Here is a 23,934-nt window from a genome sequence, read left to right as displayed (position 1 = left end):
CGTCGGATCGACTACTCGTGCGGCCTCCCTCGCCTGTGAGCCTTGACGAGGAGAAACGCACAGACGGCGAGGGCGAGCACGAGGATGCCCGTGATGAGCCACGGGACGGTCGCGTCGGCTGTGCTGCCGGGCTGCAGGAGGAGTTGCGGCAGCTCACCCTGCTGCAGGCCGACCGAGTCCCGCACGGGTTTCGGTGCGACGACGAACGGGAGGTCGGCGGTGCGCGCGACCCCGGTGGCGTCGTCCTTCAGCGTGATGCCGGCGGTATAGCGACCGGGCTGCAGCGGTCCCGCGAGGGTCGCCTCCACGGTCGTCGTGTCATGCGCGTACAGGGAGTCCATCGTGACAGGGGCATGACTGATGCGCTCGCCGGTGCTGTCGCGGATGATCAGCTGGCCGCGAGGTTTCAGGTCGACGTTGCCGGTATTGCTGATTCGCACGCTGACGACCGAGCGGGCCGCCACCGTCGTGTGGCTCGCGGCGCCGAGAGTGAATGCGGGATCCGACGGACCCGGCACGCGGATCGACACGGCGATCGCCCGGCGCACGAGTTGGTCGAGGGCGACATCACCGGCGCCCGTGACCGGAACCGCATTCTCGATCGCGAGTGCCGTGATGTACTCGCCCGGAGCAGCGTCCTCGGGAACGATCACGGTGAGATCGCGGATGGTCGCCTGGCCCGCTGGCAACGGCAGCACTTCGGTCGTGTAGGTCAGCCAGGTCGTGGCTCCGGTCGGAGTGCTTCCCCCGTCTCGGACACCGAAGCCGCCGTTGACGATGGAGTAGGCGTCCGCGGCGAAGGTGCGGGCCTCGATCGCCTCGGGTCCGTGGTTTCCGAGTTCGACCTGGAGGTGTGCGCGTTCTCCCGGTTTCAACGTCAGCTCGAAGTACGGGCGGGCCTGTCCGAGAGGTTTCATGCTCAACTGCACCGGTCCCGGTGCGGTCGTGGCGGAGGCGGGCAGGGCCGATAGGGGAGCGACGACGATCGCGGCAGCGGCGGCGACAAGGATCAGGGCGAGACGCCCTCGAACGGGGTTGAGCATGGTTCCTCGTGACTTCGACATGCTGCTGGGCCGGAACCGACGAGCGATTCCGGCCCAGCCGTGGCGTGATCCCGCTCAGGGAGCGCTGGTGATGGTGGTGGTGAGCGTGCCGCTATAGGTGCCGACGCGGCTGTCGGCGGGGACGGTCAGGTTCAGGTCGACCGGGAGCGTATAGGTGCCCTGGCCGTGGTCAGGGCCGGCGACGAACACGGTGACGGGGCTGTCGAGGGTTCCCGTCACGCCGCTGGTGACGTTGCCGCTCTGGGGCCCGGTCGGGGCCGCGTCGGTCCCGCTGGTGTCGATGGCCTGTCCGGCCGTCACGGACGCGGCACCGACGGAGGTGATCGACAGGTTGCTCGCCGGGATGTCCGTGCCCGCACTCGAGCCGCTGTAGACCAGATCACTCACCTGCTCGGTCACATGCCAGCCCGCACCGGTACCGGTCGAGTCGTCGGCGGTGATGGTCAGCGAACCAGGGCTGTCCTGGTCGGTGTGAGCGGTGGCCACCGCGGGCAGCGTCACGTCGCTCGCGGAGGCGGTCAGCGACCCGCCGGTGACCGCCTGCGTGACGGTCGAGGCGAGAGCCGCGGGGGCGACGAGCAGGGAGCCGGTGACAAGCGCTGCCAGCGAGACGATTCGGTAGGTCTTCTTCATGGTGTGGGTGCCTTCGGGGAGGGAGGGATAGGGGGCGGAGCGGGCGTCTGGTCGGGTGGCTTCGACCGTTTCACGGTACGGGTGAACCGGAACCGCCGACTATCCGAATGCTGCGCGGGTGTGGCCGATTCGCGACTGTGGCGCATCGGCCTGCCCCCGTGGGGTGGAATCGGGGGACGGCTTTGGGCCGGACAGGGCATGGTCCGGTGTCGGCGTGCCGCGTAGCGTCCAGCGATATCAACCCCGGGCTGCGGAAGGAGCCATCATGGCCGATGAGAGGAACGACGAGGACAGGACTCCCGTGCAGGACGACCTCGTCCTCGCCATCGAAAGCGGTCCGCTCACCGAAGTCGATGTCGTCGAGACCGACGACGGGTCTCATGTGGACGTCGCGATCAACGCCGTCTCCGTCGACCCGGACACGGGAGACGTCGTGCCGGTGAGCATTGCTTTGAACGTGGACGATTCCGCCTACGTCGTGACCATCGCCGGTGATGAGTTCGTCGTGCCGCTCGAGGAGACGGCCGAGGAGTCGAGTCACCGGCAGTCGGCCCTCATCCGTCCGCTGCGCACGCTTCAGCAGCTGGCGCAGCGGGTGGAAGAGGAGACCGCGGGTGCGGCCAGGCGGCTGGCCGAGAAGTTCAAGCGCCGCGGACAGCGTTGAGCGCGTCGGAGAAGAGCCGCCCCGCCATCGGGGCGCACCGTCGGCGTCACGCCTCAGGAGGAGGCGCGGCGCCGCGACCTCGAAGGAGACGGACATGGATCTGAAGCTCGGCGTACTGGCACTGCTCGAAGCGAAGCCTGAGAAGGCCGCGGAGGTGAAGGAATTCCTGATCGGCGGCAAGGAGGTCGTCGACCGCGAGCCTGGGACGCGCACCTGGTACGCATTCCAGATCGACGACACGCATTTCGGCATCTTCGACTCCTTCGCCGACGGGGACGCGCGGCGGGCCCACCTCGGCGGCGAGATCCCCAAAGCTCTCGGCGAGGTGGGACCGGGCCTGCTGGCGAAGGAGCCCGAACTGCACACGGTCGACCTCCTCGCGGTCAAGCGCGAGAAGGGGGACGTGCCGTCCTAGAGACCCATCGTGTCCTGCCCGCCCTCAGCGGGAGGGGGCGGCAGTCGTCCCCCGGACGATGAGCTGCGAGCCGAGGGTCGCGGTCTCCGTGAGCGCGGCGCCGGCCATGACCTGGAGGAGGAGTTCGACGGCCAGCGCGCCGCATCGCTCGATCGGCATCTTCACGGTCGTCAGGCCCGGGTTCACCGCACTCGCCATGTCGATGTCGTCGATCCCGATGATGCTGATGTCGGCCGGGCAGGACCGGCCCAGGTCGGCCATGCCGGCCTCGAGGCCGAGTGCGACCAGGTCGTTGTAGGCGATGACGGCGGTCGCCCCGCTGGCGGCCGCGGGGGCGGCCGCGGCCCGTCCGCCCTGGATCGAGGCGGCCTGGTGGCTCAGGGGGGTGAGGCGGATGCCGAACCGCTCGCACGCCTTCGTGATCGTCGCGGCGCGCTGGCCGTCGGCCCAGGACCCAGGCGGCCCCGCCGCGTAGGCGATGTGCGTGTGGCCGAGAGCCGCGAGGTGCTCCACCGCCTGCTGCGGCCCGTTCTCCATGTCCATGAGCACGCAGGGGACGCCGTCGATCCGGCGGTTGACGACGACGACGGGCACGTCTCCGACGAGTTCGAGTACCTCGTCGTCGGGCAGGCGCGGCGAGCACAGCAGCATGCCGTCGAGCTTGCGCGCCCGCTCGATCTGCTCCCGCTCCCGCCGGCGGTCCTCGTCCGCGTCGAACAGGACGGTGCGGTGGCGGCCGTGCCAGGCCTGCGTGTGGATGGCCTTGAGGAGCGTCGCGTAGACCGGGTTGGCGACGTCAGGGACGATGACGCCGAACGAGCGGGTCGCGGTCGCCGCCTGCGGGCTGTCGTAGCCGAGCTCGTTGGCGGCGTGCAGCACGCGGTCGCGCGTCGCGCTCGCGAGGCGGTCCGGCTCGCCGAAGGCCCGCGACGCCGTCGCGATCGAGACCCCGGCGCGTCGCGCAACGTCGGTCAGCGTCGCACCCATAGCCACCTCTCCCGTCTCCTGGGAACAGCAGTTCCATCTTGGCTCATCCTCCAACATGGAATGGCGCTTGACAATTTTGTACAACCCATTCACACTCTTTTCCATGCCGATCACCGAAGATCCCAGGACCGGCCGCCTGACGCGGTCGCACCACGGCGCCGTCCCGGCGCCCGAGGGGCCCGCCCGTGCGGGGATCCTCCACCTCGGTCTCGGCAACTTCCACCGCGCGCACCAGGCGGTCTACACGGCAGCGGCCATGGCGGCCGGGGGCGGCGACTGGGGGATCGTGGGGGTCGCCTCCCGCTCGCGCGCCGTCGTCGACGCGATGCGCGCGCAGGACCTCCTCTACTCGGTCGCGACGATCTCACCCGACGGCACGTCGCTGAGCATCCCGGGCGTGCACACCGATGTCTTCGTCGCAGCCGACGAGCCGTCGCGCGCCGTGGAGAGCATCGCCGACCCGGCCATCCGCATCGTCACGCTCACCGTCACCGAGAACGGCTACAGCTCCTCGCCCGCCACCGGCCGGCTCGACACCGCCGACCCGGCGATCGTCGGCGATCTGCGCGGAGGCGACCCGCGGTCGACGATCGGCCAGCTCGCACGCGGCATCCAGAAGCGGGCGGGATCCGGAGCCCCGCTCACGGTGCTCAGCTGCGACAATCTCGCCGCCAACGGGCCGCACACGAAGCGCCTCGTCCGCACGTTCCTGGAGGAGCTGCCCGCCGCCGAGGGCGCGGAGGCGCTCGCGTTCCTCGAGTCCTCGGTGTCCTTCCCCTCCAGCATGGTCGACCGGATCGTTCCGTCCACCACGCCAGCGCTCCGCGGCGAGGTGGCGTCCCTCCTCGGCGCGTGGGACGACGCCCCCGTCCCCGCCGAGCCCTTCACGATGTGGGCGATCGAAGACGACTTCGCCGCCGGTCGCCCCGCATGGGAGGCCGGGGGAGCGGTCTTCAGCGCGGAGGTCGGCCGCTACGAGCAGATGAAGGTGCGTCTCCTCAACGGAACGCACTCGCTCATCGCCTACCTGGGTGCGCTGCAGGGAGCCGAGACGATTCCGGAGGCCGTGGTCCGGCCGGCGATCCAGGGCGCAGCGCGCGCCGTGCTCGCCCACGAGTACACGCCGTCGATCCAGGTGCCTTCCGGCGTCGACATCGCGGAGTACGAGCGCCAGCTGTTCCTCCGCTGGGGGAACACCGCGCTCGGCCATCGGACCAGCCAGGTCGGCACGGACGGCTCGGTGAAGCTGCGGCAGCGCATCCCGGAGCCGGCGCTCCGCCTGCTGGACCGCGGCGAGACGCCGCACCTCATCGCGCTGACCGTCGCCGCCTACCTGTCGTGCATCGCGCCGCGCCCCGGTTTCGACCCCGGCCCCTTCGCCGCCGCGATGAAGGACGCCGCGCGCGAGCGGCTGCTCGCGGTCGCCGGGTCGGCGCGCACCGGGGCCGACATCGCCGAACTCTCGATCGCGGACCTCCAGCTCTTCGGCGGCGAGCTCGCCGACCGCCCGGCGTTCATCGAGCGCGTCGGCGAGCTGGTCGACACGATCGCGCACGACGGCGTCCCGGCGGCGATCGCGGAGAGCGTGACGGCGGCGGAGACCGAAGTCGCGGCACCGGCATCCGCATCGGCATCGGAGGTCCGGGCATGAGCGCGGCAGACCACAGCACTGCGAACCAGGTGAACGGCGAACACGGAGGAGGCGCGACGATGAAGGCCCTCGCCATCCACGGCACGGAGGACATCCGCTGGGAGGACCGCGCGGTCCCGCAGCCCGCTCCCGGCGAGGTGCGCCTGCGCGTGCGCTACGTCGGCATCTGCGGCTCCGACCTGCACTACTACTTCCACGGCGCGAACGGCGAGTACGCCATCCGCGAGCCGCTGACGCCCGGGCACGAGCTGTCGGCCGTCGTCGACCTCGACCCGTCGGGACGCCTCGCGGCGGGGACGCCCGTGACGGTGCATCCCGCCCGCTACGGCGCCGAGGTGCCGGGTCTCGAGGACCGGCCCCACCTGCGCCCCGGCGGCGACTACTTCGGCAGCGCCGCCACGATGCCGCACCGTCAGGGCGGTGCCGCGGAGTACCTCCTCGTCGAGGAGCAGATGATCCGGGTGCTCCCGGAGGGGCTTCCCCTCGAACGCGCGGCCCTTGCCGAGCCGCTCGCCGTCGCCCTGCATGCCGTGAGCCTCGCGGGCGACATCGCGGGCAAGCGCGTGCTGGTCATCGGCGCGGGCCCCATCGGCCTCCTCGCCGTCTCCGCCGCCGCGCACGCGGGCGCCGCGACCATCGGCGCGAGCGACGTGCGCACCGAGCCGCTCGACCGCGCAGCGGCCCTCGGCGCGAGCGAGCTGGTGCTCGTCGGCCGCGACGCCATCGCGGACGAGTCGTACGACGTCGTCTTCGAGTGCTCCGGCGTGCCCGTCTCGGTCACCCAGGCCGTGCGCGCGGCGCGGAGGGCCGGCACCGTCGTGCAGGTCGGGATGCTCCCGAACGCCGAGATCGGCGTCAACCTCGCGCCGATGCTCGCCAAGGAGCTGACGCTCCGCGGCGCCTTCCGCTTCTCCACCGAGATCGACGACGCCGTGGCGATGCTCGCCGCGTCGGACGCTCTCGACGCCGTCATCTCTCACACCATCGATGCCGCGGACGCCGTGGAGGCGTTCGGGGTCGCGCGCGACTCGTCGGCGTCGGCCAAGGTCCTTCTGCGGCTCTGACCCTGCACCACCCCTCTCCGAACTCATCTACGAAGGAGTAACCATGAGTAGTCCCCACACCCCGGGCGTGGACGCACCGGCGTCGCCGCCGACGGTGGAGCGGTCCACCGGCGACCTCGTCCGCGCCGCCGTCTCGGGCTGGCTCGGCACCGCGCTGGAGTTCATGGACTTCCAGCTCTACTCGCTGGCCGCCGCCCTCGTCTTCAGCCAGCTCTTCTTCGCCGGTGAGGAGCCCGGCATGGCCGTCGTCCTCGCCATGGCCACCTACGGCGTCGGCTACATCGCGCGTCCGCTCGGCGCCTGGTACTTCGGCCGGATGGGCGACCGGGTGGGCCGACGCAGGGTGCTCTTCTACACGATCCTGCTGATGGGCCTGGCGACGACGCTCATCGGCTTCCTCCCGACCTACGATCAGGCCGGCCTCATCGCGCCGATCCTGCTCGTGCTGCTGCGACTCGCGCAGGGCTTCGGCGCCGGCGCCGAGATCTCGGGCGCGGGCGTCATGCTGGCCGAGTACGCCCCGGCGCGTCGCCGCGGCATCATCGCCTCCCTCGTCGCGCTCGGCACCAACTGCGGCACGCTCTTCGCCTCGGCGATCTGGGCGCTCCTCCTGGCCGTCATGATGGAGGAGGACGTCATCGCCTGGGGCTGGCGCATCCCCTTCATCGCGAGCGCCGTCGTCATGGTGTTCGCCGTGTGGGTGCGATTCCGCCTCAAGGAGAGCCCGGTCTTCGAAGAGCGCACCGACGTCGTCGACGGCAAGGCGCTCTCGCGTGACGAGCTGGTCGATGTCGCCACCAGGAGCAACGACCTCCGCTCGCTCGAGGCGCTCCGGCGCAAGCCCGTCAAGGCGACGATCGTGTCGTTCCTGCTCCGCTTCGGGCAGGCCGGCAACTCGGGTCTGATCCAGACCTACATGATCTCGTTCATCACGATCACGCTCGCGGTGCAGAAGGGCGTCGGCCCCGAGATCGTCATCGTCTCCTCGCTCATCGGCTTCGCCACGATCCCGCTCGTCGGCTGGCTCGGCGACCTCTTCGGCCGACGGCGGATGTACATCATCATGACGTCGCTCTCGCTCGTGCTGATCATCCCGACGATGCTCGCGATCAACACCAAGGAGGTCGGCTGGATCTTCGTCGGCTACGCCGTGATCCACAACGTCTCGGTGCTGGGCCTCGCGTCGATGGAGAACATCTCGCTGCCCGAGATCTTCGGTGCGCGGAACCGCTACACGCTGACAGCCATCGTCCGCGAGATCGCCGCCATCATCGCCACCGGCGTCGGCCCGATCATCGCCGCGGCCTGGGTCGCCGCGACGACCGGCAGCATCATCCCGGTGATGGTGCTGCTCGGCATCTACACGGCGTGCGCCCTGATCGCGGCGATCGTGGCGCCGGAGTGGACAGGCCGCGACCTCACCGACCCGCGCTCCGCCATGTGACGACGCACGCGAACACCCTCAGCACGTGAGACCGGGGCGCGGCCGCAGACGCGCGGCCGCGCCCCGACAAGGAAGGAAGACCCATGACCATCGACCGCGTCGACGTCGTCATCACCAGCCCCGGGCGCAACTTCGTGACCCTCAAGATCACGACCTCGGACGGCCTCGTCGGGTGGGGCGACGCGACCCTGAACGGGCGCGAGCTGTCGGTCGCCTCGTACCTGCGCGACCACGTCGCGACGACGCTCGTCGGCCGCGACGAGGACCGCATCGAGGACACCTGGCAGTACCTGTACCGCGGCCCGTACTGGCGGCGCGGCCCGGTCACGATGGCGGCGATCGCCGCCGTCGACATGGCCCTGTGGGACATCAAGGCCAAGAAGGCCGGGATGCCGCTCTACCAGCTGCTCGGCGGGGCGAGCCGCGAGGGCGTCCGCGTCTACGCCCACGCCTCCGGCACCGACTACGCCGCGCTCGCGAACGCCATCACGGGCTACCAGGAGCTCGGCTTCACCGCCGTGCGCGTGCAGACCGGGGTGCCGGGGCTCGGCCAGATCTACGGCGTCTCCGCCGCCGGCCCGGGCGTCCGCTACGACTACGAGCCGGCCAAGCGCACCGACGACGGCCGCCCCAGCGAAGAGGTCTGGGACACCCGCAACTACCTCAACCACATGCCGGGGATCTTCGCCAGGATCCGCGAGGACTTCGGCACCGACCTGCGCATCCTCCACGACGGCCACCACCGCATGACGCCGATCGAGGCTGCGCGGTTCGCCAAGGACATCGAGCCGTACGACCTGTTCTGGCTCGAGGACTGCACGCCAGGCGAGGACCAGACGGCACTGCGTCTGGTGCGCCAGCACTCGACCACTCCGCTCGCGATCGGCGAGGTCTTCAACACGGTCTTCGACTATCAGACCCTCATCACCGAGCGCCTCATCGACTACGTCCGCTCCGCGGTCACCCACACCGGCGGCATCACAGCGATGAAGAAGCTGCTCGACTTCGCCGCGATCTACGGCATCAAGTCCGGCATCCACGGGCCGACCGACATCTCGCCCGTCGGCATGGCGGCGGCGCTCCACCTCGACCTCGCGATCCACAACTTCGGCATCCAGGAGTACATGCCCCACAACGAGCAGACGCTGGAGGTGTTCCAGACCTCGTTCACGTTCGACCGCGGCTTCCTGCACCCGGGCGAGCAGCCGGGGCTCGGTGTCGAGCTCGACGAGGAGGCGGCAGCCGGCTTCGAGTACACCAAGGCGTACCTGCCCGTGAACCGCCTCACCGACGGGACCGTCCATGACTGGTGAGCTCGCTCGGCTTCCGCTTCCGGACAAGACGGCCGAGTCCCGCCTCATCGTCGTCGCGCGGGCACGGCAGGCGGAGGACTACGACCGGGTGCTCGAGGCGCTCCTCGACGCCGGCGTCCGCAGCGTCGAGCTGACCCTCACGACACCGGGGACCATCGAGCGGCTTCCGCGGCTGCTCGATCGCTTCGGCGGCGACGCCGACCTCGGGATCGGCACCGTGACCAGCACCGACCAGCTCCGGCGTGCGGTGGAGGCCGGAGCCCGCTACCTCGTCACGCCGATCACGGTGCCCGAGCTCCTCGCCGAGGCGGTGACGGCCGGTGTGCCGCTGGTGCCGGGCGGGTTCACGCCGACGGAGCTGTTCGCCTCGTGGTCGGCCGGCGCGTCCGCCGTCAAGGTGTTCCCCGCCGGACGGCTCGGCGCGGGATACGTCAAAGACCTGCGGGGGCCGTTCCCCGACATCCACGTGGTCCCCTCCGGAGGAGTGGACCTCGAGAGCGCGGCGGAGTGGCTCGCGGCGGGGGCGGCGGCTGTCAGCGTCGGCGGCCCGCTGCTGGGCGATGCGTTCGCGCGCGGCGACCTCGACGCCCTCCGGGAGCGGGCCCGGGCGTTCGTGGCGGTCGCCGGGGACGGCGCGCGATGACGACTCCGCCTGCTCGCCGACGGGTCGCGACCCTCGGCGAGACGATGGCTCTCGCGCGCAGCCGCGACATCGGCTCCCTCCGCCACGCATCCGACCTCGTCCTGGGCATCGGCGGCGCAGAGAGCAACGTCGCGATCGCCCTGAGCCGGCTGGGGCTCGACGCCGCGTGGCTCGGCCGTGTCGGCGATGACCCGCTCGGCGAGCGGGTGGTGCGCGAGGTCCGTGCCGAGGGCGTCGACGTTCTCGCGATCGTGGACTCGGGAGCACCCACGGGCCTCATGCTCAAGGAGCGTCCGCGCCCGTCCTCGATGCGCGTCCTCTACTATCGGGCGGGCTCGGCCGGATCGAGGCTCTCGCCCGCGGACGTGCCCGACGGCTGGATCGAGCGGGCCGACCTTCTGCACCTCACCGGCATCACGGCCCTCCTCTCGGAGTCGGCCCGCGAGGCCCTGTCGGTCGCGATCGAGCGCGCGCGAAGCGCCGGTGCCACCGTGGCCTTCGACATCAACTACCGCTCCTCGCTGGCTGCGCCGGCGCTCGCCGGACCGTGGCTCCGCGATCTCGCCGAGCGCGCTGACGTCGTGTTCGGCGGCCCGGAGGAGTTCGAGCTGCTCTACCCGGGCACGGATGGCGTGGCCGCGTGCGAACGTCTGCTCCGGAGCGGGCCCACCGAGGCCGTGCTCAAGCGCGGCGCCGACGGTGCGACGACGGTCCTCCGAACAGGGGCGGTCGCGTCACCGGGCTTCGTCGTCGATGTCGTCGACACGGTCGGAGCCGGCGACGCCTTCGTGGCGGGTTACCTGAGCGCTCTGCTGGAGGGCGCGGACGTCGAGGCGCGCTTGCACCGGGCCAACGTCTGCGGGGCGATGCTCTGCATGACTCCGGGCGACTGGGAGTCGAGCCCCACCCTTCGAGAGGTGGAGCAGTTCACCGCGAGCGCCGGGGACCCCGTGCTCCGCTGACGGGGTCGCGCTCAGCGGCCGTCGTCGCGACGGTCGTCGTGCGCCTTGTCCGCGGTGTCCTTCAGGTGCGCCTTGGCGTCGGCGACGGTGTCCTTGATGCTCCCCTCCGCCTGCTCCGCCTTGCCTTTCAGGACGCGCGACTCGTCGTCCGTGGCCTTGCCGATGAGCTCATCGACCTTGCCCTTCAGCTTGTCGCCCTTTGCGTCGGCCTTGTCGTCGAGACCCATGGTGTCCTCCTCGATCGGCGCGGATCCTTCCGCGATCGCCGCTCACGGTACGCGGATCTGGAAGCGGGAGAAGGGGGCGAAGGCATCCGGTCCCGTGGGTAGTGTCGCGGCATGCGCGAGAAGCCTGACGGAGCAGACAGACCCGCGAAAGCATGGTGGCGCGAGCTCACGATCGTGGCCTGCGCACTCGTCGTCAGCGTGGCGCTCCTGATCGTCTTCCACGCCGCGGGCGACCCGGCCTGGGTGCGGCGGGAGCTGGCCCCGGCCCCGGGCTCAGCGGCGGCCATCTGGCAGGTGCAGACGACGTTCCTGTCCGTGGGGTTCGCTGGGCTGACGATCGCCGCTCAGCTGTTCGCCGAGGCCCCCCTCGCGATCGGCACGTCCCGCAAGCGCGTCCTGTCGTACATCGGCGCGAGCTGGTTCGTGACGGTAGGGCTCGCCGGGAACGCTGTGATGGGCCTCGCGTCCATCTGGCTGCCGAGCGCGACGGCCGTCGTCATCGCGTTCGCGTGGCTCACGGCGACCGCGGTCCTGCTGATGGTGTCGACCTCCCGGCTCACGCAGCTCTTCGGGCACCCGTCGCGCCTCGACGACGTCGTGCGGTCGTCGCTCATCGAGACCCTCTCCGACCGGTTCGACCGGATGGCGCGCCGGTACTCCGACGCGCGGAGCGGCGTTGAGGATCTCCTGACGGCGGATTCGACGCGCACCTCCACGCGCGCCGTCTCGACGCTGCACGTCCCGGCCCCGCAGGCCGGGCGTGTCATCCGGGCCATCGACCCCGAGAGCGTCCGGCGGGCGATCGCGTCGCTCGGTCCGTCGGCCGGGGCTCCCGGCGACGACCCGCCCCGGATCCTGCTCGACATCCGCCCGGGCGACCGCACGCGCCTGGGCGCGACGGCGTTCCGGATCGAGACGTCGGCCCGGCTCGACGCGGCAGAGGCCGGCCGGCTGGTCGAGCTCCTCCAATCGAGCATCGAGCTGGAGCCGCCGGAAGCGGTCACCGCGTACGAGGAGACCGAGCACGAGATCGCCACCCTGGTGGACGCGATCGGGACGAACCTGCGCTCCGGCGCGCTGGCCACCGCCGAGCGGGCGCTGGAACTCCTCGGGGAGATCGTTCAGGGCGTGTGGATGGCCGGACTCGAGCGGGCGGACGCGTCGGAGGGCGCGTCGCTCAGCCGGGGGAGCGGGCTTCTCGAGAGCATCGACGACGTGGAGCAGGACGTGCTGCTCTCGCCGCAGGTGGCCCAGGTCTTCGTCACCGCGACCACGACCCGCACACTCGAAGCCGCGAGGTCGGGAGCCGGTGACTACATCGACGAGTGCCTGCGGAGCTTCATGCGGCAGTGGTCGGACATCCTGAACCACGGCGGGCCGGAGTTCGACCCGCTGCCCGTGCGCATCGTCGCGAGCGTCCGCAACCTCACCCTGTACGCGGATACCTCCGCTGACGAGCCGAACGGCCTGCGGTCGCGCGGCACCTGGGCGATGGTCGAGCTGGTCAAGCTCGCACTCGACGCCGAGAGGCCGGACATCGCGAAGCTGGCCGCGGAGGAGCTGCGCGGGCTGTTCGAACTCGACCCCGACGGCAGCGCCCGCTCCGAGGTCAGGGCCGGCCTCCTGGTGCTCTCCGGATGGCTCCGGTATCTCGGGGAGATGGACGATCGGCGCTATACGCCCGATCCCGACTTCGCGGCGGTCCTGGTCGCCGACGGGTCCGGGGCGGACATCCTCGCGGCGCGGTCCGTGGTGGAGGCGGGGACGCCGTTCAGCCGATGGGACCGGTGGGAGACGAAGAGCACGGCGTCCGGCAGCGTCAGCTCGTCGGAGCTGCCCGACTTCATCGATCGCGCGCAGGCGGAGCTCGGTCCCGAGGCTCAGCCGAAGTAGTCCCTGAGGGCGGCGCGCGCCCGCAGAGCGATGTGCACGTTCAAGCGGACGTCGGGGTCGTTCAGCTCCAAACCGCTCACCTCCCGGATCCGGCGGAGGCGGTAGCGCAGCGTGCTCCGGTGGATCACGAGAGCGGCCGCTGTGCGGTCGTAGTTCCCGCCGGAGTCGAGGTACGCGGTGAGGGTGCGGACGAGGTCGGCGCGGTGCTGCGCGTCGTGCTCGATCAGGACGCCGAGCCACTCCTGGATGTATCTCGTCAGCCGGACTCCGTCCTCGGAGGTGTCGAGGATTCGCAGGAGGCCCAGCTCGTCGTGGTTCGAGAGCCCGAGCGGCTGCCGGGAATCGGCCCGGATGCGGAGCGCACGCGTCGCTTCGGCGAACGAGCGGGGGAGGTCGCTCGCGGCGCAGCGCCCCCCGATGCCGATCGTTCCCCGGGGACTTGTCAGAGCGGCGGACACTCTGCCGTACAGCGGGGAGAGATCGTGGCCGTCCGCGACGATGGCGAGTGTCGCCTCGGGGCGCCGGGAGACCAGCGCGGGGATGCGCATCGCCGCGAGCTGGTAGCGGACCGCGGCGCTCACGTCGACGCCGTTCGGCGTCGGCGTCTCCCAGGCGACGAGGACCGCGCGGTGGAGGCCTCCCAGGTCGAAGCCGAGGGCGCCCGCCCGAGCGAGGGCGTCGAACACCTCGGGGCCCGAGACGAGGTCGTCCGCGAGATCGCGGCCGAGCCGGAGCTCGACCTCCGCGACGCTGCGGCGATGCGCGAGCTCGACCGCCAGCGTCGCGCTCGTGTAGTCGAGGGCGAACCGGATGTCGTCGCTCCGGGTGTCGTCCGGGTCGTAGATGCCGAGGATGCCGAGTGTCTCCCCGCGCGAGCGGATCGGGGAGGCGCGCCATCCGGAGGCGGGGTCGGGGCCGACGGAGAGGTTCCCGACCGGACGCACTGCCGGATCTCCGGCGCCCGCCAGCGCGAGGTCGTTCCCGAAGGAGTCCTGCAGCACGATCGGGCGACCGGTGGCTGTGCTCGCGGTCTCGACGATCCGCGTCTCACCGCCGCCGGAACCGGCCGCGACGACGATCGCGTCCCGGATCGCCTGCTGCGCATTGAGTCGCACGATCGTGGCGGCCATCACCTGGCTCGACGACTCGGTGGCCTTGCCCAGCCGGCGCAACTCCTTCGTCTGACGGCGCTGCCGGTCGATGAGCTCGGCCGCGGCCAGGGCTGCTCCGGTCGGCTCCGCCAGCGCGAGGAGGAGGGCCATCGTCTCCGTCGAAGGTTCCGCGTCCGCCTGCAGCGCGAACGCGCCTTTCACCTTGCCGTTCCCGCGGAAGAAGAGCGCGAAGCTCCACGCACCGTCGTGGGCGAGGACGCCGTTGGCCCCGCTCCTGGCCTCCACGAGGAGGTCGAGCCGGCGGTCCTCCTTGCCGGAATACCGAACCAGGTGCCCGCTCGACATGACGTAGGCCGCGTGCACGATGCATCCCGCGAACTCGCTCGCCGCCGTCTCTGCGAGCCGGAACGTCCGGCGGGTGGAGGGCCGCTCGAACATCGCGGAGCCCACGCGGAAGACGTCGTACAGGCCCGGCTGCGCGCCCGTGGCGGCGCCGGCCGAAGCGACGGAGGCCGGAGCGACGGAGTCCGGAGAGATCGACGAACTCATGGCCTGGACCGTAGACCTCGATCGATGACCCTGACAGGTCTACCGCCGCACGTATTTCCTGCTCCGTCCGGTCCACGAGGAATCGGCGGAGCTGGCGCACCATCCACGTCACGACAGCACCGCGCGGTCGACGAGGAGGGGGCGAGATGAGTCTGCTGGGGTTCGACCCGCCGCAGGAGCTCGAGAGCGCCATCGAGCAGGCACGCGGCGCCAACCGGCGCACGTACGCGGTCCCCCTGGAGGCCTACCGGCGAGGCGATCAGTACGTGCTTGTCGCCGATGCGCCGGGGGTCGACATCCGCGACATCGACGTGAGGGTCGAGCGCAACGTCGTCACTATCACGGTGCAGCGCCGGCCCGCGTTCGCACCGGACGACCTCGTCCTGGTCGATGAACGGCCGCGCGGGGAGTTCGTCCGGCGGCTCCTCGTCGGCGAGATGCTCGACAGTTCGAGATTCACGGCACACCTCGGCAGCGGTGTGCTGACGGTCCTCGTCCCGACGGACCACGAAGAAGGAGGAGCCCATGGCTAAGGCAGTCGGCATCGATCTCGGCACCACCAATTCGGTGATCGCCGTGTGGGAGGGCGGTGAGGCGAGAGTCATCCCGAACAGCGAGGGCGCCAGAACCACCCCGTCCGTCGTCGCCTTCACCGACACCGGTGAGCGACTCGTCGGTCAGCTCGCGCGGCGTCAGGCGATCCTGAACCCGAAGGGGACGATCTCGTCCGCCAAGCGGTTCATCGGCCGCTCGTTCGACGAGATCGGGGAGGAGGCGAAGGCGGTCGGCTTCGACGTCGTCGCCGGCCCGAACGGCGAAGCCCGCTTCGACGTCCGGGGCAAGCTGTACGCACCGGAGGAGATCAGCGCTCTCGTGCTGCGGAAGCTGGCCGACGATGCCGCCAAATTCCTCGGCGAGAAGGTCACGGAGGCGGTCATCACCGTCCCGGCGTACTTCAACGACGCGCAGCGCACGGCGACGCGGGACGCCGGTCGCATCGCCGGTCTCGAGGTCCTCCGCATCATCAACGAGCCGACCGCGGCCGCCCTCGCCTACGGACTCGACAAGAAGGAGCACGAGACGGTCCTGGTGTTCGACCTCGGCGGCGGCACGTTCGACGTCAGCCTGCTCGACGTCGGCGACGGTGTCGTGGAGGTGCGTTCGACCGCAGGGGACACGCACCTCGGAGGCGACGACTTCGACCGCCGCGTCGTCGACTTCCTCGCCGACGAGTTCCAGAAGGAGAACGGCATCGATCTGCGCAACGATCCGCAGGCCCTCCAGCGGCTGTTCGAGGCGGCGGAGAAGGCGAAGGTCGAGCTCAGCTCGGTGAGCCAGACCCAGGTGAGCCTGCCGTTCATCACCGCGGACGCCGCGGGCCCGAAGCACCTGACGACCACGCTCAAGCGCGCCACCTTCGAGAACATCACCGCCGATCTGGTCGAGCGCTGCCTCGGCCCGGTGCGCCAGGCGATGCAGGACGCGAAGGTCACCGAGAACGACATCGACGAGGTCATCCTCGTCGGCGGTTCGACCCGAATCCCCGCGGTGCAGGAGCTCGTGAAGCGCCTCACCGGCGGCAAGGACCCCAACATGACCGTCAACCCGGACGAGGTCGTCGCCGTCGGCGCGGCGATCCAGGCGGGCGTGCTGAAGGGCGAGGTCAGCGACGTGCTCCTGCTCGACGTGACCCCGCTCTCGCTCGGCGTCGAGACCCGCGGCGGGGTGATGACGCCCATCATCGAGCGCAACACCACCATCCCGGCGCGACGGAGCGAGGTCTTCTCGACGGCGCAGGACGACCAGGACTCGGTCGAGATCGTCGTGCTCCAGGGTGAGCGCGAACGCGCGGCGGACAACCGCGTCCTCGGCCGGTTCTCGCTGACCGGGATCCGACCGGCGCCGCGGGGCGAGCCGCAGATCGAGGTCACGTTCGACATCGACGCGAACGGCATCCTCAACGTCACCGCGCGCGACAAGGACACGGGAGCCGAGCAGGGCATCACCATCAGCGGCACCACGAACCTCGACCAGGCCGAGATCGACCGGATGGTGCGTGAGGCCGAGCAGAACCGCGCCGAGGATCAGCGCCTGCGCGAGGACATCGACGCCCGGAACGAGCTGGACGCCGCCGCCTACCGGGTCGAGCGGGCGCTCGCCGAGCACGGCGACTCCGCGCCGGCGCACGAGCGGTCCCGCGCGGAGATGCTCGTCCAGCAGGCGAGGGAGGCCGTCGAACGCGAGGTCCCCGCGTCGGAGGCGCGCGAGCTGACGAGCGAACTGCGGCAGGTGGACGCCGCCCTGTCCGTCGCCCGCCCGGATCAGGGGACGACCTCCGCAGGCGGGGGAGCCCCTGCGGACGACGACGACGATGTGGTCGACGCCGACTTCGACCGGAACTGAAGGACCCGGACATGGACACCTCGGACGAACCGACGGCAGAGCCCACCGCGGAGCCGACCGCCCAGGCTCCCGACGAACGGGACGCCAGGATCGCGGAGCTCGACGACCGCTGGAGGCGCGCGGCCGCGGATCTCGACAACGTGCGGAAACGCACCGCCCGCGAACTCGCCCTCGTCCGAGACGTGGAGCGGGCCCGCGCCGCGTCCGTCTTCCTTCCCGTGGTGGACGGACTGACGGATGCCGTCGTCTACGCGAAGCAGGTGAACGACCCGCTCGGAGAGGGCATGGAGTCGATCCGCGAGCAGGCCGTCGCCGCCCTCGAGCGGCTCGACTACCCGCGCATCGACGGCGTGGGTGTGCCGTTCGATCCGCGCATCCACGAGGTCGTCTCCGTGGTCGAGAGCGGCGACCTGCCGCCGCAGACCGTCGTGGCGGTCGCCCGGCTGGGATTCGGGACCCCCGAGCGGCTGCTGCGACCTGCGGGCGTCGTCGTCACCCCGGCGCGGGAGTGAGCCGTGGCGGACGACTACTACCAGCTGCTGGGCGTCCCGCGATCGGCCGACTTCCACGAGATCCAGCGCGCCTACCGCTCGCTCGCCCGGAAGTACCACCCGGATGTGAACAAGCAGCCCGGCGCGGAGGACACCTTCAAGAAGATCAGCGAGGCGTACCACGTGCTGAACGACCCGGAGTCGCGGGCTCAGTACGACCGCTTCGGGCCGGAGTTCCGCCGCTACGCGGAGGCCGAACGCGAGCACGCATCGCAGCCGGCCGGTGGTGCACGCCCGGGAGGCCGCACGCGCGCCCGGCCGGGGCCGTCCGGATTCAGCTGGTCGAGCGCGCAGGCGGGAGCGGGCCCGGGCGGTGCGTCCGTGGACTGGGAGGACCTCTTCGGCGACGTCTTCGGTTCGCGCCGCGGGATGGACTCCGAGGCCGAACTGGAGCTGACGGTCGAGGAGGCGTTCCGCGGTGGCCCCCGGACGGTGATCCTCGCGGGTCCCGAGGGCGAACGCGAGTCGTTCGACATCCAGATCCCGCCAGGCGCCCTCGACGGGCAGCGCATCCGCGTCTCCGGCGGAGGGCAGCCGGGGCGGCAGGACGGCGGAGCCGGCGATCTGGTCATCACGCTCAGGGTCAAGCCGGACCGGCGCCTCCGCCTCGACGGCAAGAACATCGAGATGGACCTGCTGATCTCGCCGTGGGAGGCCGCCCTCGGCGCGAGCGTGTCGACGCGAGCCCCCGGAGGACCCATCACCGTGCGCGTCCCGCCCGGCTCGTCGAGCGGGCGCCGGCTGCGGCTGAAGGGCCAGGGGATGCCGCAACCCGGAGGGAGGCCGGGCGACTTGTTCGCGAAGGTGAGGATCATGGTCCCCCCGCACCCCACGCAGCGTGAACGCGAGCTCTTCGAGCAGCTGCAGCGCGAATCCCGCTTCGATCCGAGGTCGTCGTCATGAGCTCCCCCCTGCTTCCGGTGATCCCGCCCCGCCTCGACCTCGGGATGGTCGCTCATGCCGCACGCGTCCATCCCGAGCTGGTCCGGCGGTTCGTCGAGCTCGGGCTCGTAGCGGCGGCGGTCGACGCGTCCGGTCGGCTGTGGTTCACGCCGGACGTGCCGGAACAGGTGCGGCGCATCGTGCGCCTGCACGCCGACCTGTCCCTCAACTACGCCGCTGTCGCACTCGTCATCGACCTGCTCGCCCGGATCGACGTGCTCGAAGCGCAGCGATCCGTCATCCGCTCCGGGAAGGAGACTCCGCCATGGAGATGAACAAGCTGACTCAGAAGTCCCAGGAGGCCCTGCAGGAGGCCCAGAGCATCGCCACCAGGAACGGGCAGACCGAGACCGAGAACGAGCACCTCCTGCTCGCCCTTCTCACGCAGGAGGACGGTCTGATCCCGCGGCTGCTCGAAGCCGCCGGGGTCGACGTGGCCGACCTCCTCACCGAGGTGCAGCAGGCAATCGAACGGAAACCGCGGACGACCGGCCCAGGGGCGACCCCTGGTCAGGTGTTCCTCTCCCGCACGTTGGCGGCCACCCTCGACCGCGCCGAGAGGGAGGCGAACCGGCTGAAGGACTCGTACGTCTCGGTCGAGCACCTGCTCCTCGCGCTGGCCGACGACCCGAGCGGAGGGCAGTCCGCGCGCGTCCTGCGGAGCAACGGCGTGACGAGGGAGTCCTTCCTCCAGGCGCTGACTGCCGTCCGCGGCAATCAGCACGTGAACTCCGCGACACCCGAGCAGACGTACGAGGCGCTCGAGAAGTACGGGCGCGACCTCGTGGCGGATGCCCGCGCCGGCCGGCTCGACCCCGTCATCGGGCGCGACACCGAGATCCGCCGGGTCATCCAGATCCTGTCGCGCAAGACGAAGAACAACCCGGTGCTGATCGGCGAGCCGGGTGTCGGCAAGACGGCGATCGTGGAGGGGCTGGCCCAGCGGATCGTCAACACGGACGTCCCGGAAGGGCTCCGCGACAAGACGGTGTTCCAGCTCGATCTCGCGGCCCTCGTCGCCGGCGCGAAGTACCGCGGCGAGTTCGAGGAGCGGATGAAGGCCGTTCTCGCGGAGGTCGTGGCCGCAGAGGGGCGCATCCTGCTGTTCATCGACGAGCTCCACACCCTCGTCGGAGCCGGTGCCACCGAGGGCGCGATGGACGCGGGCAATATGCTCAAGCCCATGCTCGCCCGCGGGGAGCTGCACCTCATCGGGGCGACCACGTTGGACGAATACCGGCAGCACATCGAGAAGGACGCCGCGCTCGAACGACGCTTCCAGACGGAGCTGGTGGATGAGCCGAGCGTCGAAGACGCCATCTCGATCCTCCGCGGGCTGCGCGAGCGGCTCGAGGTCTTCCACGGGGTGCGCATCCAGGACAACGCGCTCGTGGCGGCCGTGACGCTCTCGCATCGCTACATCACCGACCGGTTCCTGCCGGACAAGGCCATCGATCTCGTCGACGAGGCCTGTGCGCGGCTGCGGACGGAGATCGACTCGATGCCCGCCGACCTCGACGAGCTCACGCGCCGCGTGACCCGGCTCGAGATCGAGGAGGCGGCGCTGGAGAAGGAGAAGGACCAGCCGAGCCGGATCCGGCTGGAGGAGTTGCGGCGCGAACTCGCCGACCTCCAGGCGGAGGCGAACGCGAAACGCGCCCAGTGGGAGGCGGAGCGCCAGGCCATCCGCAAGGTCCAGGAGCTCCGGAGCGAACTGGAGCAGGTGCGGCGCGAAGCCGAGGACGCCGAACGCAGGTACGACCTCAACCGCGCAGCCGAGTTGCGCTACGGCAGGCTCTCCGATCTCGAGCGTCAGCTCGCCGCCGAGGAGCAGAGGCTTCAGCAGAAGCAGGGCCGCCAGCGGCTCCTGCGCGAGGTGGTGACCGAGGAGGAGATCGCCGAGATCGTCGCGGCCTGGACGGGCATCCCCGTCGCCCGGCTGCAGGAGGGGGAGCGCGCGAAGGTGCTGAAGCTCGACGAGATCCTGCATGAGCGTGTCGTCGGCCAGGAGGAGGCCGTGCGGCTCGTCACCGACGCGATCATCCGAGCGCGCTCCGGCATCCGGGATGCCAGGAGACCCATCGGCTCGTTCATCTTCCTCGGGCCGACGGGCGTCGGTAAGACCGAGCTCGCGAAGGCCCTGGCCGGTGCGCTCTTCGACAGCGATTCCGCGATGATCCGGCTCGACATGAGCGAGTATCAGGAGCGCCATACCGTGAGCAGGCTCGTCGGCGCCCCTCCCGGGTACGTCGGCTACGACGAGGGCGGCCAGCTCACGGAAGCCGTCCGCCGGCGCCCCTACTGCGTCGTCCTCTTCGACGAGATCGAGAAGGCGCATCCTGACGTGTTCAACACGCTGCTGCAGGTGCTCGACGATGGACGGATCACCGACAGCCAGGGTCGCACCGTCGACTTCCGCAACACCATCGTGATCATGACGTCCAACATCGGAGCGGAGCATCTGCTCACCGGTTCCCGCGACACCGCGGGGGGCATCCCGCAGAACGTCAAGGATCTGGTGCTGGCCGAGCTGCGAGGCCGCTTCCGGCCGGAGTTCCTCAACCGGGTCGACGACATCATCGTCTTCGCGCCTCTCGGCCTGGAGCAGATCGAGTCGATCGTCGATCTGCTGATGGGCGACCTGGCGCGCCGTCTCGCGGAACGCCAGATCGGGCTCGAGGTCACGCCCGAGGCCCGGCGCCTCATCGCCGAGCGCGGCTATGACCCGCTCCACGGCGCCAGACCGCTGCGCCGATACATCTCGCACGACATCGAGACCCGCTTGGGCAGGGCGCTGCTGTCGGGGACGGTCGGTGACGGATCGACCGTGCGCATCGACGTCCGGGACGGCGACATCGTCGTCGACGTGGTGGATGCGCCGACGACGGCGGACGCGGAAGCGCAGGCGACCGCATGAGCGCCGTCGATGCCACCAGGGTGATCCGCTGCCCGAACTGCGGGCGCAAGAACCGTGTGCCCGCGGCTGCGAGCGGACGTCCGCGCTGTGCGAACTGCCACCAGACCCTCCCGTGGATCGCGGACGCTCTCGACGACACGTTCGCGGAGATCGCCGAGCAGGCGGACCTGCCCGTGATCGTCGACATGTGGGCGACCTGGTGCGGCCCCTGCCGGATGGTCAGCCCGGTCCTGGAGGAATTGGCTGCCGAGCGTGCGGGCGAGGTGAAGCTGGTGAAGGTGGATGTCGACCGGGCGCCCCTGCTGTCGTCCCGGTTCACGGTGCAGGCCGTTCCGACCCTCATGATCATCGACCACGGGGAGGTGATCGCCCGGCAGGCCGGGGCGGCGCCCGTTGCCGTGCTGCGCCGCTGGTTCGACGACGCGATGCTGCGGCAGCGGCGCGCCCGGAAGGGCGCGCGCGACGGCGGGGAGGGAGGAACGCCCCATGACCGTTCGTAGGGATCCCCACATCGCCTTCATCCGTCCGGTGACGCCGCGCACGCCGGGTGCGTGCGAGGCATGCCTGGCGCTCGGAACGCCGTGGGTGCACCTCCGGTTGTGCCTCACCTGCGGCACGGTGGGCTGCTGCGACGCCTCACCCATGCGGCACGCGCGGGCGCATGCGGCGCACGAAGGGCATCCCATCGTCCGCTCGCACGAGCCGGGTGAGAGCTGGCAGTGGTGCTACATCGACGAGGACTACGTGTGATGACCGGCCCCGGCCCGGAGACGCAGGCGGCGGAGACGCCGGACGCGTTCGGCGCGTACCCGCGACTCACGTCGCCGCAGTTGCAGGCGCTCGGCGAGCACGGCACCACCGAACCCGTTTCTGCGGGCCAGGTGCTCGCGCGGGCGGGCGAGCCGATCGGCTCCTTCTTCACGGTGATCGAGGGCCGGGTCGTCGTCGAGGACACCGGCCAGGACGGGCAGGGTGCACGAACCGAGGTGCACGGGCCCGGCCGGTTCGTCGGCGACATCGGGCTGCTGGAGGGACAGCCGTCCTTCGCCACGGTGAGGGCGCTCCAGGCCGGCACCGTGCTCGCCGTGCCGATACCGGCGCTGCAGCGGATCGTCACCCGCGACCCGGTGCTCGGCGATATCATCCTGCGCGCGTATCTCATCCGCCGGTCGCTGGCGATCGGGTCCGGGGCCGGGCTCCGTATCGTGGGCTCGCGCTTCTCGCCGGACACCCGCAGGCTGCTGGATCTCGCCGCGCGCAACCGGATCCCGCATCGGCTGCTCGACCTGGACGGCGATCACGCCGCCGAGGTCATCGTCCGGCGGCTGCGCCTGGAGGTCGGCGACCTTCCCGTCGTCATCGTCGGCGGTGAGCGGATCATGCGCAATCCGTCCGTCGCGGACGTCTCGGAGGCGCTCGGCATCCGCGGAGTGCGGCCGCAACCGACGTGCGATCTCCTCGTCGTCGGTGCGGGGCCGGCGGGACTGGCGGCGACGGTCTACGCCGCCTCCGACGGGCTGTCGGTCGTGCTCAGCGACGCGATCGCCACCGGCGGCCAAGCCGCACGATCCGCCCGGATCGAGAACTATCTCGGCTTCCCGGCGGGGATCTCGGGCGCCGAGCTCGCCGAGCGCGCCCGTCTTCAAGCGGCCAAGTTCGGGGCCACCGTCCTGGTCCCGGCCGCCGCGGAAGGGCTCGACGTCGCCGGTGCGGCGCTGACCGTGCGGTTCGCCGACGGATCGACCGTGAGTCCCGGCGCGGTCGTCGTCGCGTCGGGGATGGACTACCGCCGCCTGGAGGTGAGGGACCTCGAACGGTTCGAGTACACCAGCGTCTACTACGCGGCGACGATCAACGAGGCGCGTGAGTGCGGCACCGACCCCGTAGTCGTGGTGGGCGGCGGCAACTCGGCAGGACAGGCGGCCGTCTTCCTCGCCGGGACCGCGTCCCGCGTCCACCTGATCGTCCGCGCGGCCGACCTCGGTCGTGACATGTCGCGATACCTGATCGTCCAGATCCGCGATCACCCGCGCATCACCGTCCACACGCGATCCGAAGTGGTGGAGGCCAGGGGACAGGCCCGGCTCGAGTCCGTCACGGTCGTGCACCGGCCCTCCGGCGAACGCGAGGAGCTCGAGACCGCCCACCTGTTCGTCTTCATCGGGGCGGTCCCCGCGACGGCATGGCTCGGCCACGACATCCAGCGGGACGAGCGCGGCTTCCTCCTCACGGGACCGCGACCGGGGGAGGGCGACGTGCGCACCCAGCCGTTCGAGACCTCGATACCGGGCGTGTTCGCCGCGGGCGACGTGCGCAGCGGATCGGTCAAACGGATGTCGGCCGCGGTGGGCGAAGGAGCGAGCGTCGTGACGATGGTCCACGACTACCTCACCACGGGAGGGGCCCGGCTCTGACGAGAGCGCGGCTCGCGGACCATTCGGCCACTTCGCCCCGAGGCGCCGCTCCCGCTCGAGAGAGCGGGCGCGGCGCCCCGTCCATT

At 70.9% G+C, this 23,934-nt stretch carries 23 protein-coding genes; 18 read left to right on the top strand and 5 right to left on the bottom strand.

The features are described 5' to 3' along the window. Positions 1–11: 11 nt before the first annotated feature. Together P5G50_RS17990 and P5G50_RS17985 are read right to left on the bottom strand one after the other, a co-directional pair. Positions 12–1,043: a COG1470 family protein gene (locus P5G50_RS17990; protein ID WP_301209525.1), complete on the bottom strand. Its 1,032-nt coding sequence runs from the start codon at positions 1,041–1,043 to the stop codon at positions 12–14. A 75-nt stretch (positions 1,044–1,118) separates the two neighbouring features. After that, on the bottom strand, positions 1,119–1,697 hold the full coding sequence (locus tag P5G50_RS17985) for a hypothetical protein (protein ID WP_301209524.1): 579 nt from the start codon (positions 1,695–1,697) through the stop codon (positions 1,119–1,121). Positions 1,698–1,962: 265 nt separating this feature from the next. On the opposite strand from P5G50_RS17985, the gene P5G50_RS17980 reads away from it, so the two are divergent. Both P5G50_RS17980 and P5G50_RS17975 read left to right on the top strand, forming a co-directional pair. Then, the gene (locus P5G50_RS17980; RefSeq protein WP_301209523.1) at positions 1,963–2,361 is read left to right on the top strand and encodes a hypothetical protein; all 399 of its coding nucleotides are present in this window, start codon (positions 1,963–1,965) and stop codon (positions 2,359–2,361) included. Positions 2,362–2,455: 94 nt separating this feature from the next. Beyond that, positions 2,456–2,776 carry a putative quinol monooxygenase gene (locus P5G50_RS17975; protein WP_301209522.1) on the top strand — a complete coding sequence of 107 codons (321 nt, stop codon included), beginning with the start codon at positions 2,456–2,458 and terminating at the stop codon, positions 2,774–2,776. 24 nt (positions 2,777–2,800) lie between these two features. Here P5G50_RS17975 and P5G50_RS17970 read toward each other — a convergent pair whose 3' ends face one another. Continuing rightward, positions 2,801–3,763: a LacI family DNA-binding transcriptional regulator gene (locus P5G50_RS17970; protein WP_301209521.1), complete on the bottom strand. Its 963-nt coding sequence runs from the start codon at positions 3,761–3,763 to the stop codon at positions 2,801–2,803. A gap of 103 nt (positions 3,764–3,866) precedes the next feature. Between P5G50_RS17970 and P5G50_RS17965 the strand changes: the two genes are divergently transcribed. The 6 genes from P5G50_RS17965 to P5G50_RS17940 all read left to right on the top strand — a co-directional run bounded on the left by P5G50_RS17965 (position 3,867) and on the right by P5G50_RS17940 (position 10,840). Further along, entirely contained in the window at positions 3,867–5,414 is a 1,548-nt protein-coding gene (locus P5G50_RS17965) for a mannitol dehydrogenase family protein (RefSeq protein WP_301209520.1), read from the top strand. A gap of 59 nt (positions 5,415–5,473) precedes the next feature. Next, entirely contained in the window at positions 5,474–6,478 is a 1,005-nt protein-coding gene (locus P5G50_RS17960; RefSeq protein ID WP_301210026.1) for an L-idonate 5-dehydrogenase, read from the top strand. Between the two features lie 43 nt (positions 6,479–6,521). Then, complete coding sequence (locus tag P5G50_RS17955) at positions 6,522–7,922, top strand: MFS transporter (protein WP_301209519.1); 1,401 nt, start codon at positions 6,522–6,524, stop codon at positions 7,920–7,922. Between the two features lie 83 nt (positions 7,923–8,005). Continuing rightward, the gene (gene manD / locus P5G50_RS17950) at positions 8,006–9,235 is read left to right on the top strand and encodes a D-mannonate dehydratase ManD (RefSeq protein WP_301209518.1); all 1,230 of its coding nucleotides are present in this window, start codon (positions 8,006–8,008) and stop codon (positions 9,233–9,235) included. Then, the gene (locus P5G50_RS17945) at positions 9,225–9,878 is read left to right on the top strand and encodes a bifunctional 4-hydroxy-2-oxoglutarate aldolase/2-dehydro-3-deoxy-phosphogluconate aldolase (protein WP_301209517.1); all 654 of its coding nucleotides are present in this window, start codon (positions 9,225–9,227) and stop codon (positions 9,876–9,878) included. Before manD ends, P5G50_RS17945 begins: the two co-directional genes overlap by 11 nt. Continuing rightward, positions 9,875–10,840: a sugar kinase gene (locus P5G50_RS17940; RefSeq protein ID WP_301209516.1), complete on the top strand. Its 966-nt coding sequence runs from the start codon at positions 9,875–9,877 to the stop codon at positions 10,838–10,840. Before P5G50_RS17945 ends, P5G50_RS17940 begins: the two co-directional genes overlap by 4 nt. Before the next feature lie 11 nt (positions 10,841–10,851). Here P5G50_RS17940 and P5G50_RS17935 read toward each other — a convergent pair whose 3' ends face one another. Next, positions 10,852–11,067, bottom strand: coding sequence for a CsbD family protein (locus tag P5G50_RS17935; RefSeq protein WP_301209515.1), 216 nt, complete (start codon positions 11,065–11,067; stop codon positions 10,852–10,854). A 111-nt stretch (positions 11,068–11,178) separates the two neighbouring features. Here P5G50_RS17935 and P5G50_RS17930 point away from each other — a divergent pair, with 111 nt between their 5' ends. Then, complete coding sequence (locus P5G50_RS17930) at positions 11,179–12,960, top strand: hypothetical protein (RefSeq protein WP_301209514.1); 1,782 nt, start codon at positions 11,179–11,181, stop codon at positions 12,958–12,960. Here the strand turns inward: P5G50_RS17930 and P5G50_RS17925 are convergent. Then, the gene (locus P5G50_RS17925) at positions 12,948–14,621 is read right to left on the bottom strand and encodes a PucR family transcriptional regulator (protein ID WP_301209513.1); all 1,674 of its coding nucleotides are present in this window, start codon (positions 14,619–14,621) and stop codon (positions 12,948–12,950) included. The genes P5G50_RS17930 and P5G50_RS17925 overlap by 13 nt on opposite strands. A 146-nt stretch (positions 14,622–14,767) precedes the next feature. Between P5G50_RS17925 and P5G50_RS17920 the strand changes: the two genes are divergently transcribed. From P5G50_RS17920 to P5G50_RS17880, 9 genes are read left to right on the top strand one after another with little or no spacing between them, the layout of a single operon-like run. Beyond that, positions 14,768–15,154 (top strand): Hsp20/alpha crystallin family protein, encoded by a 387-nt coding sequence (locus tag P5G50_RS17920; protein ID WP_301209512.1) that lies wholly within the window; start codon positions 14,768–14,770, stop codon positions 15,152–15,154. Continuing rightward, on the top strand, positions 15,147–17,024 hold the full coding sequence (gene dnaK / locus P5G50_RS17915; RefSeq protein WP_301209511.1) for a molecular chaperone DnaK: 1,878 nt from the start codon (positions 15,147–15,149) through the stop codon (positions 17,022–17,024). The genes P5G50_RS17920 and dnaK overlap by 8 nt, the downstream gene beginning before the upstream one ends. A gap of 11 nt (positions 17,025–17,035) precedes the next feature. Then, entirely contained in the window at positions 17,036–17,536 is a 501-nt protein-coding gene (locus P5G50_RS17910; RefSeq protein WP_301209510.1) for a nucleotide exchange factor GrpE, read from the top strand. 3 nt (positions 17,537–17,539) lie between these two features. Then, entirely contained in the window at positions 17,540–18,478 is a 939-nt protein-coding gene (locus P5G50_RS17905) for a DnaJ C-terminal domain-containing protein (protein WP_301209509.1), read from the top strand. Further along, entirely contained in the window at positions 18,475–18,792 is a 318-nt protein-coding gene (locus P5G50_RS17900; protein WP_301209508.1) for a chaperone modulator CbpM, read from the top strand. The genes P5G50_RS17905 and P5G50_RS17900 overlap by 4 nt, the downstream gene beginning before the upstream one ends. Continuing rightward, complete coding sequence (gene clpB, locus P5G50_RS17895; RefSeq protein WP_301230643.1) at positions 18,783–21,434, top strand: ATP-dependent chaperone ClpB; 2,652 nt, start codon at positions 18,783–18,785, stop codon at positions 21,432–21,434. Before P5G50_RS17900 ends, clpB begins: the two co-directional genes overlap by 10 nt. Then, on the top strand, positions 21,431–21,934 hold the full coding sequence (trxA, locus tag P5G50_RS17890) for a thioredoxin (RefSeq protein ID WP_301209506.1): 504 nt from the start codon (positions 21,431–21,433) through the stop codon (positions 21,932–21,934). The genes clpB and trxA overlap by 4 nt, the downstream gene beginning before the upstream one ends. After that, entirely contained in the window at positions 21,921–22,184 is a 264-nt protein-coding gene (locus P5G50_RS17885; RefSeq protein ID WP_301209505.1) for a UBP-type zinc finger domain-containing protein, read from the top strand. Before trxA ends, P5G50_RS17885 begins: the two co-directional genes overlap by 14 nt. Further along, positions 22,184–23,848, top strand: a complete 1,665-nt coding sequence (locus P5G50_RS17880; protein ID WP_301209504.1) for an FAD-dependent oxidoreductase — start codon at positions 22,184–22,186, stop codon at positions 23,846–23,848. Before P5G50_RS17885 ends, P5G50_RS17880 begins: the two co-directional genes overlap by 1 nt. The last annotated feature ends 86 nt before the right edge of the window (positions 23,849–23,934 follow it).

The sequence above is a fragment of the Leifsonia williamsii genome (genome assembly GCF_030433685.1).
GTDB classification, from domain to species: Bacteria; Actinomycetota; Actinomycetes; order Actinomycetales; family Microbacteriaceae; genus Leifsonia; species Leifsonia williamsii.
The sequence above is the reverse complement of the archived record's forward strand: the minus strand, read 5'-3'. Positions and strand labels throughout refer to the sequence as shown.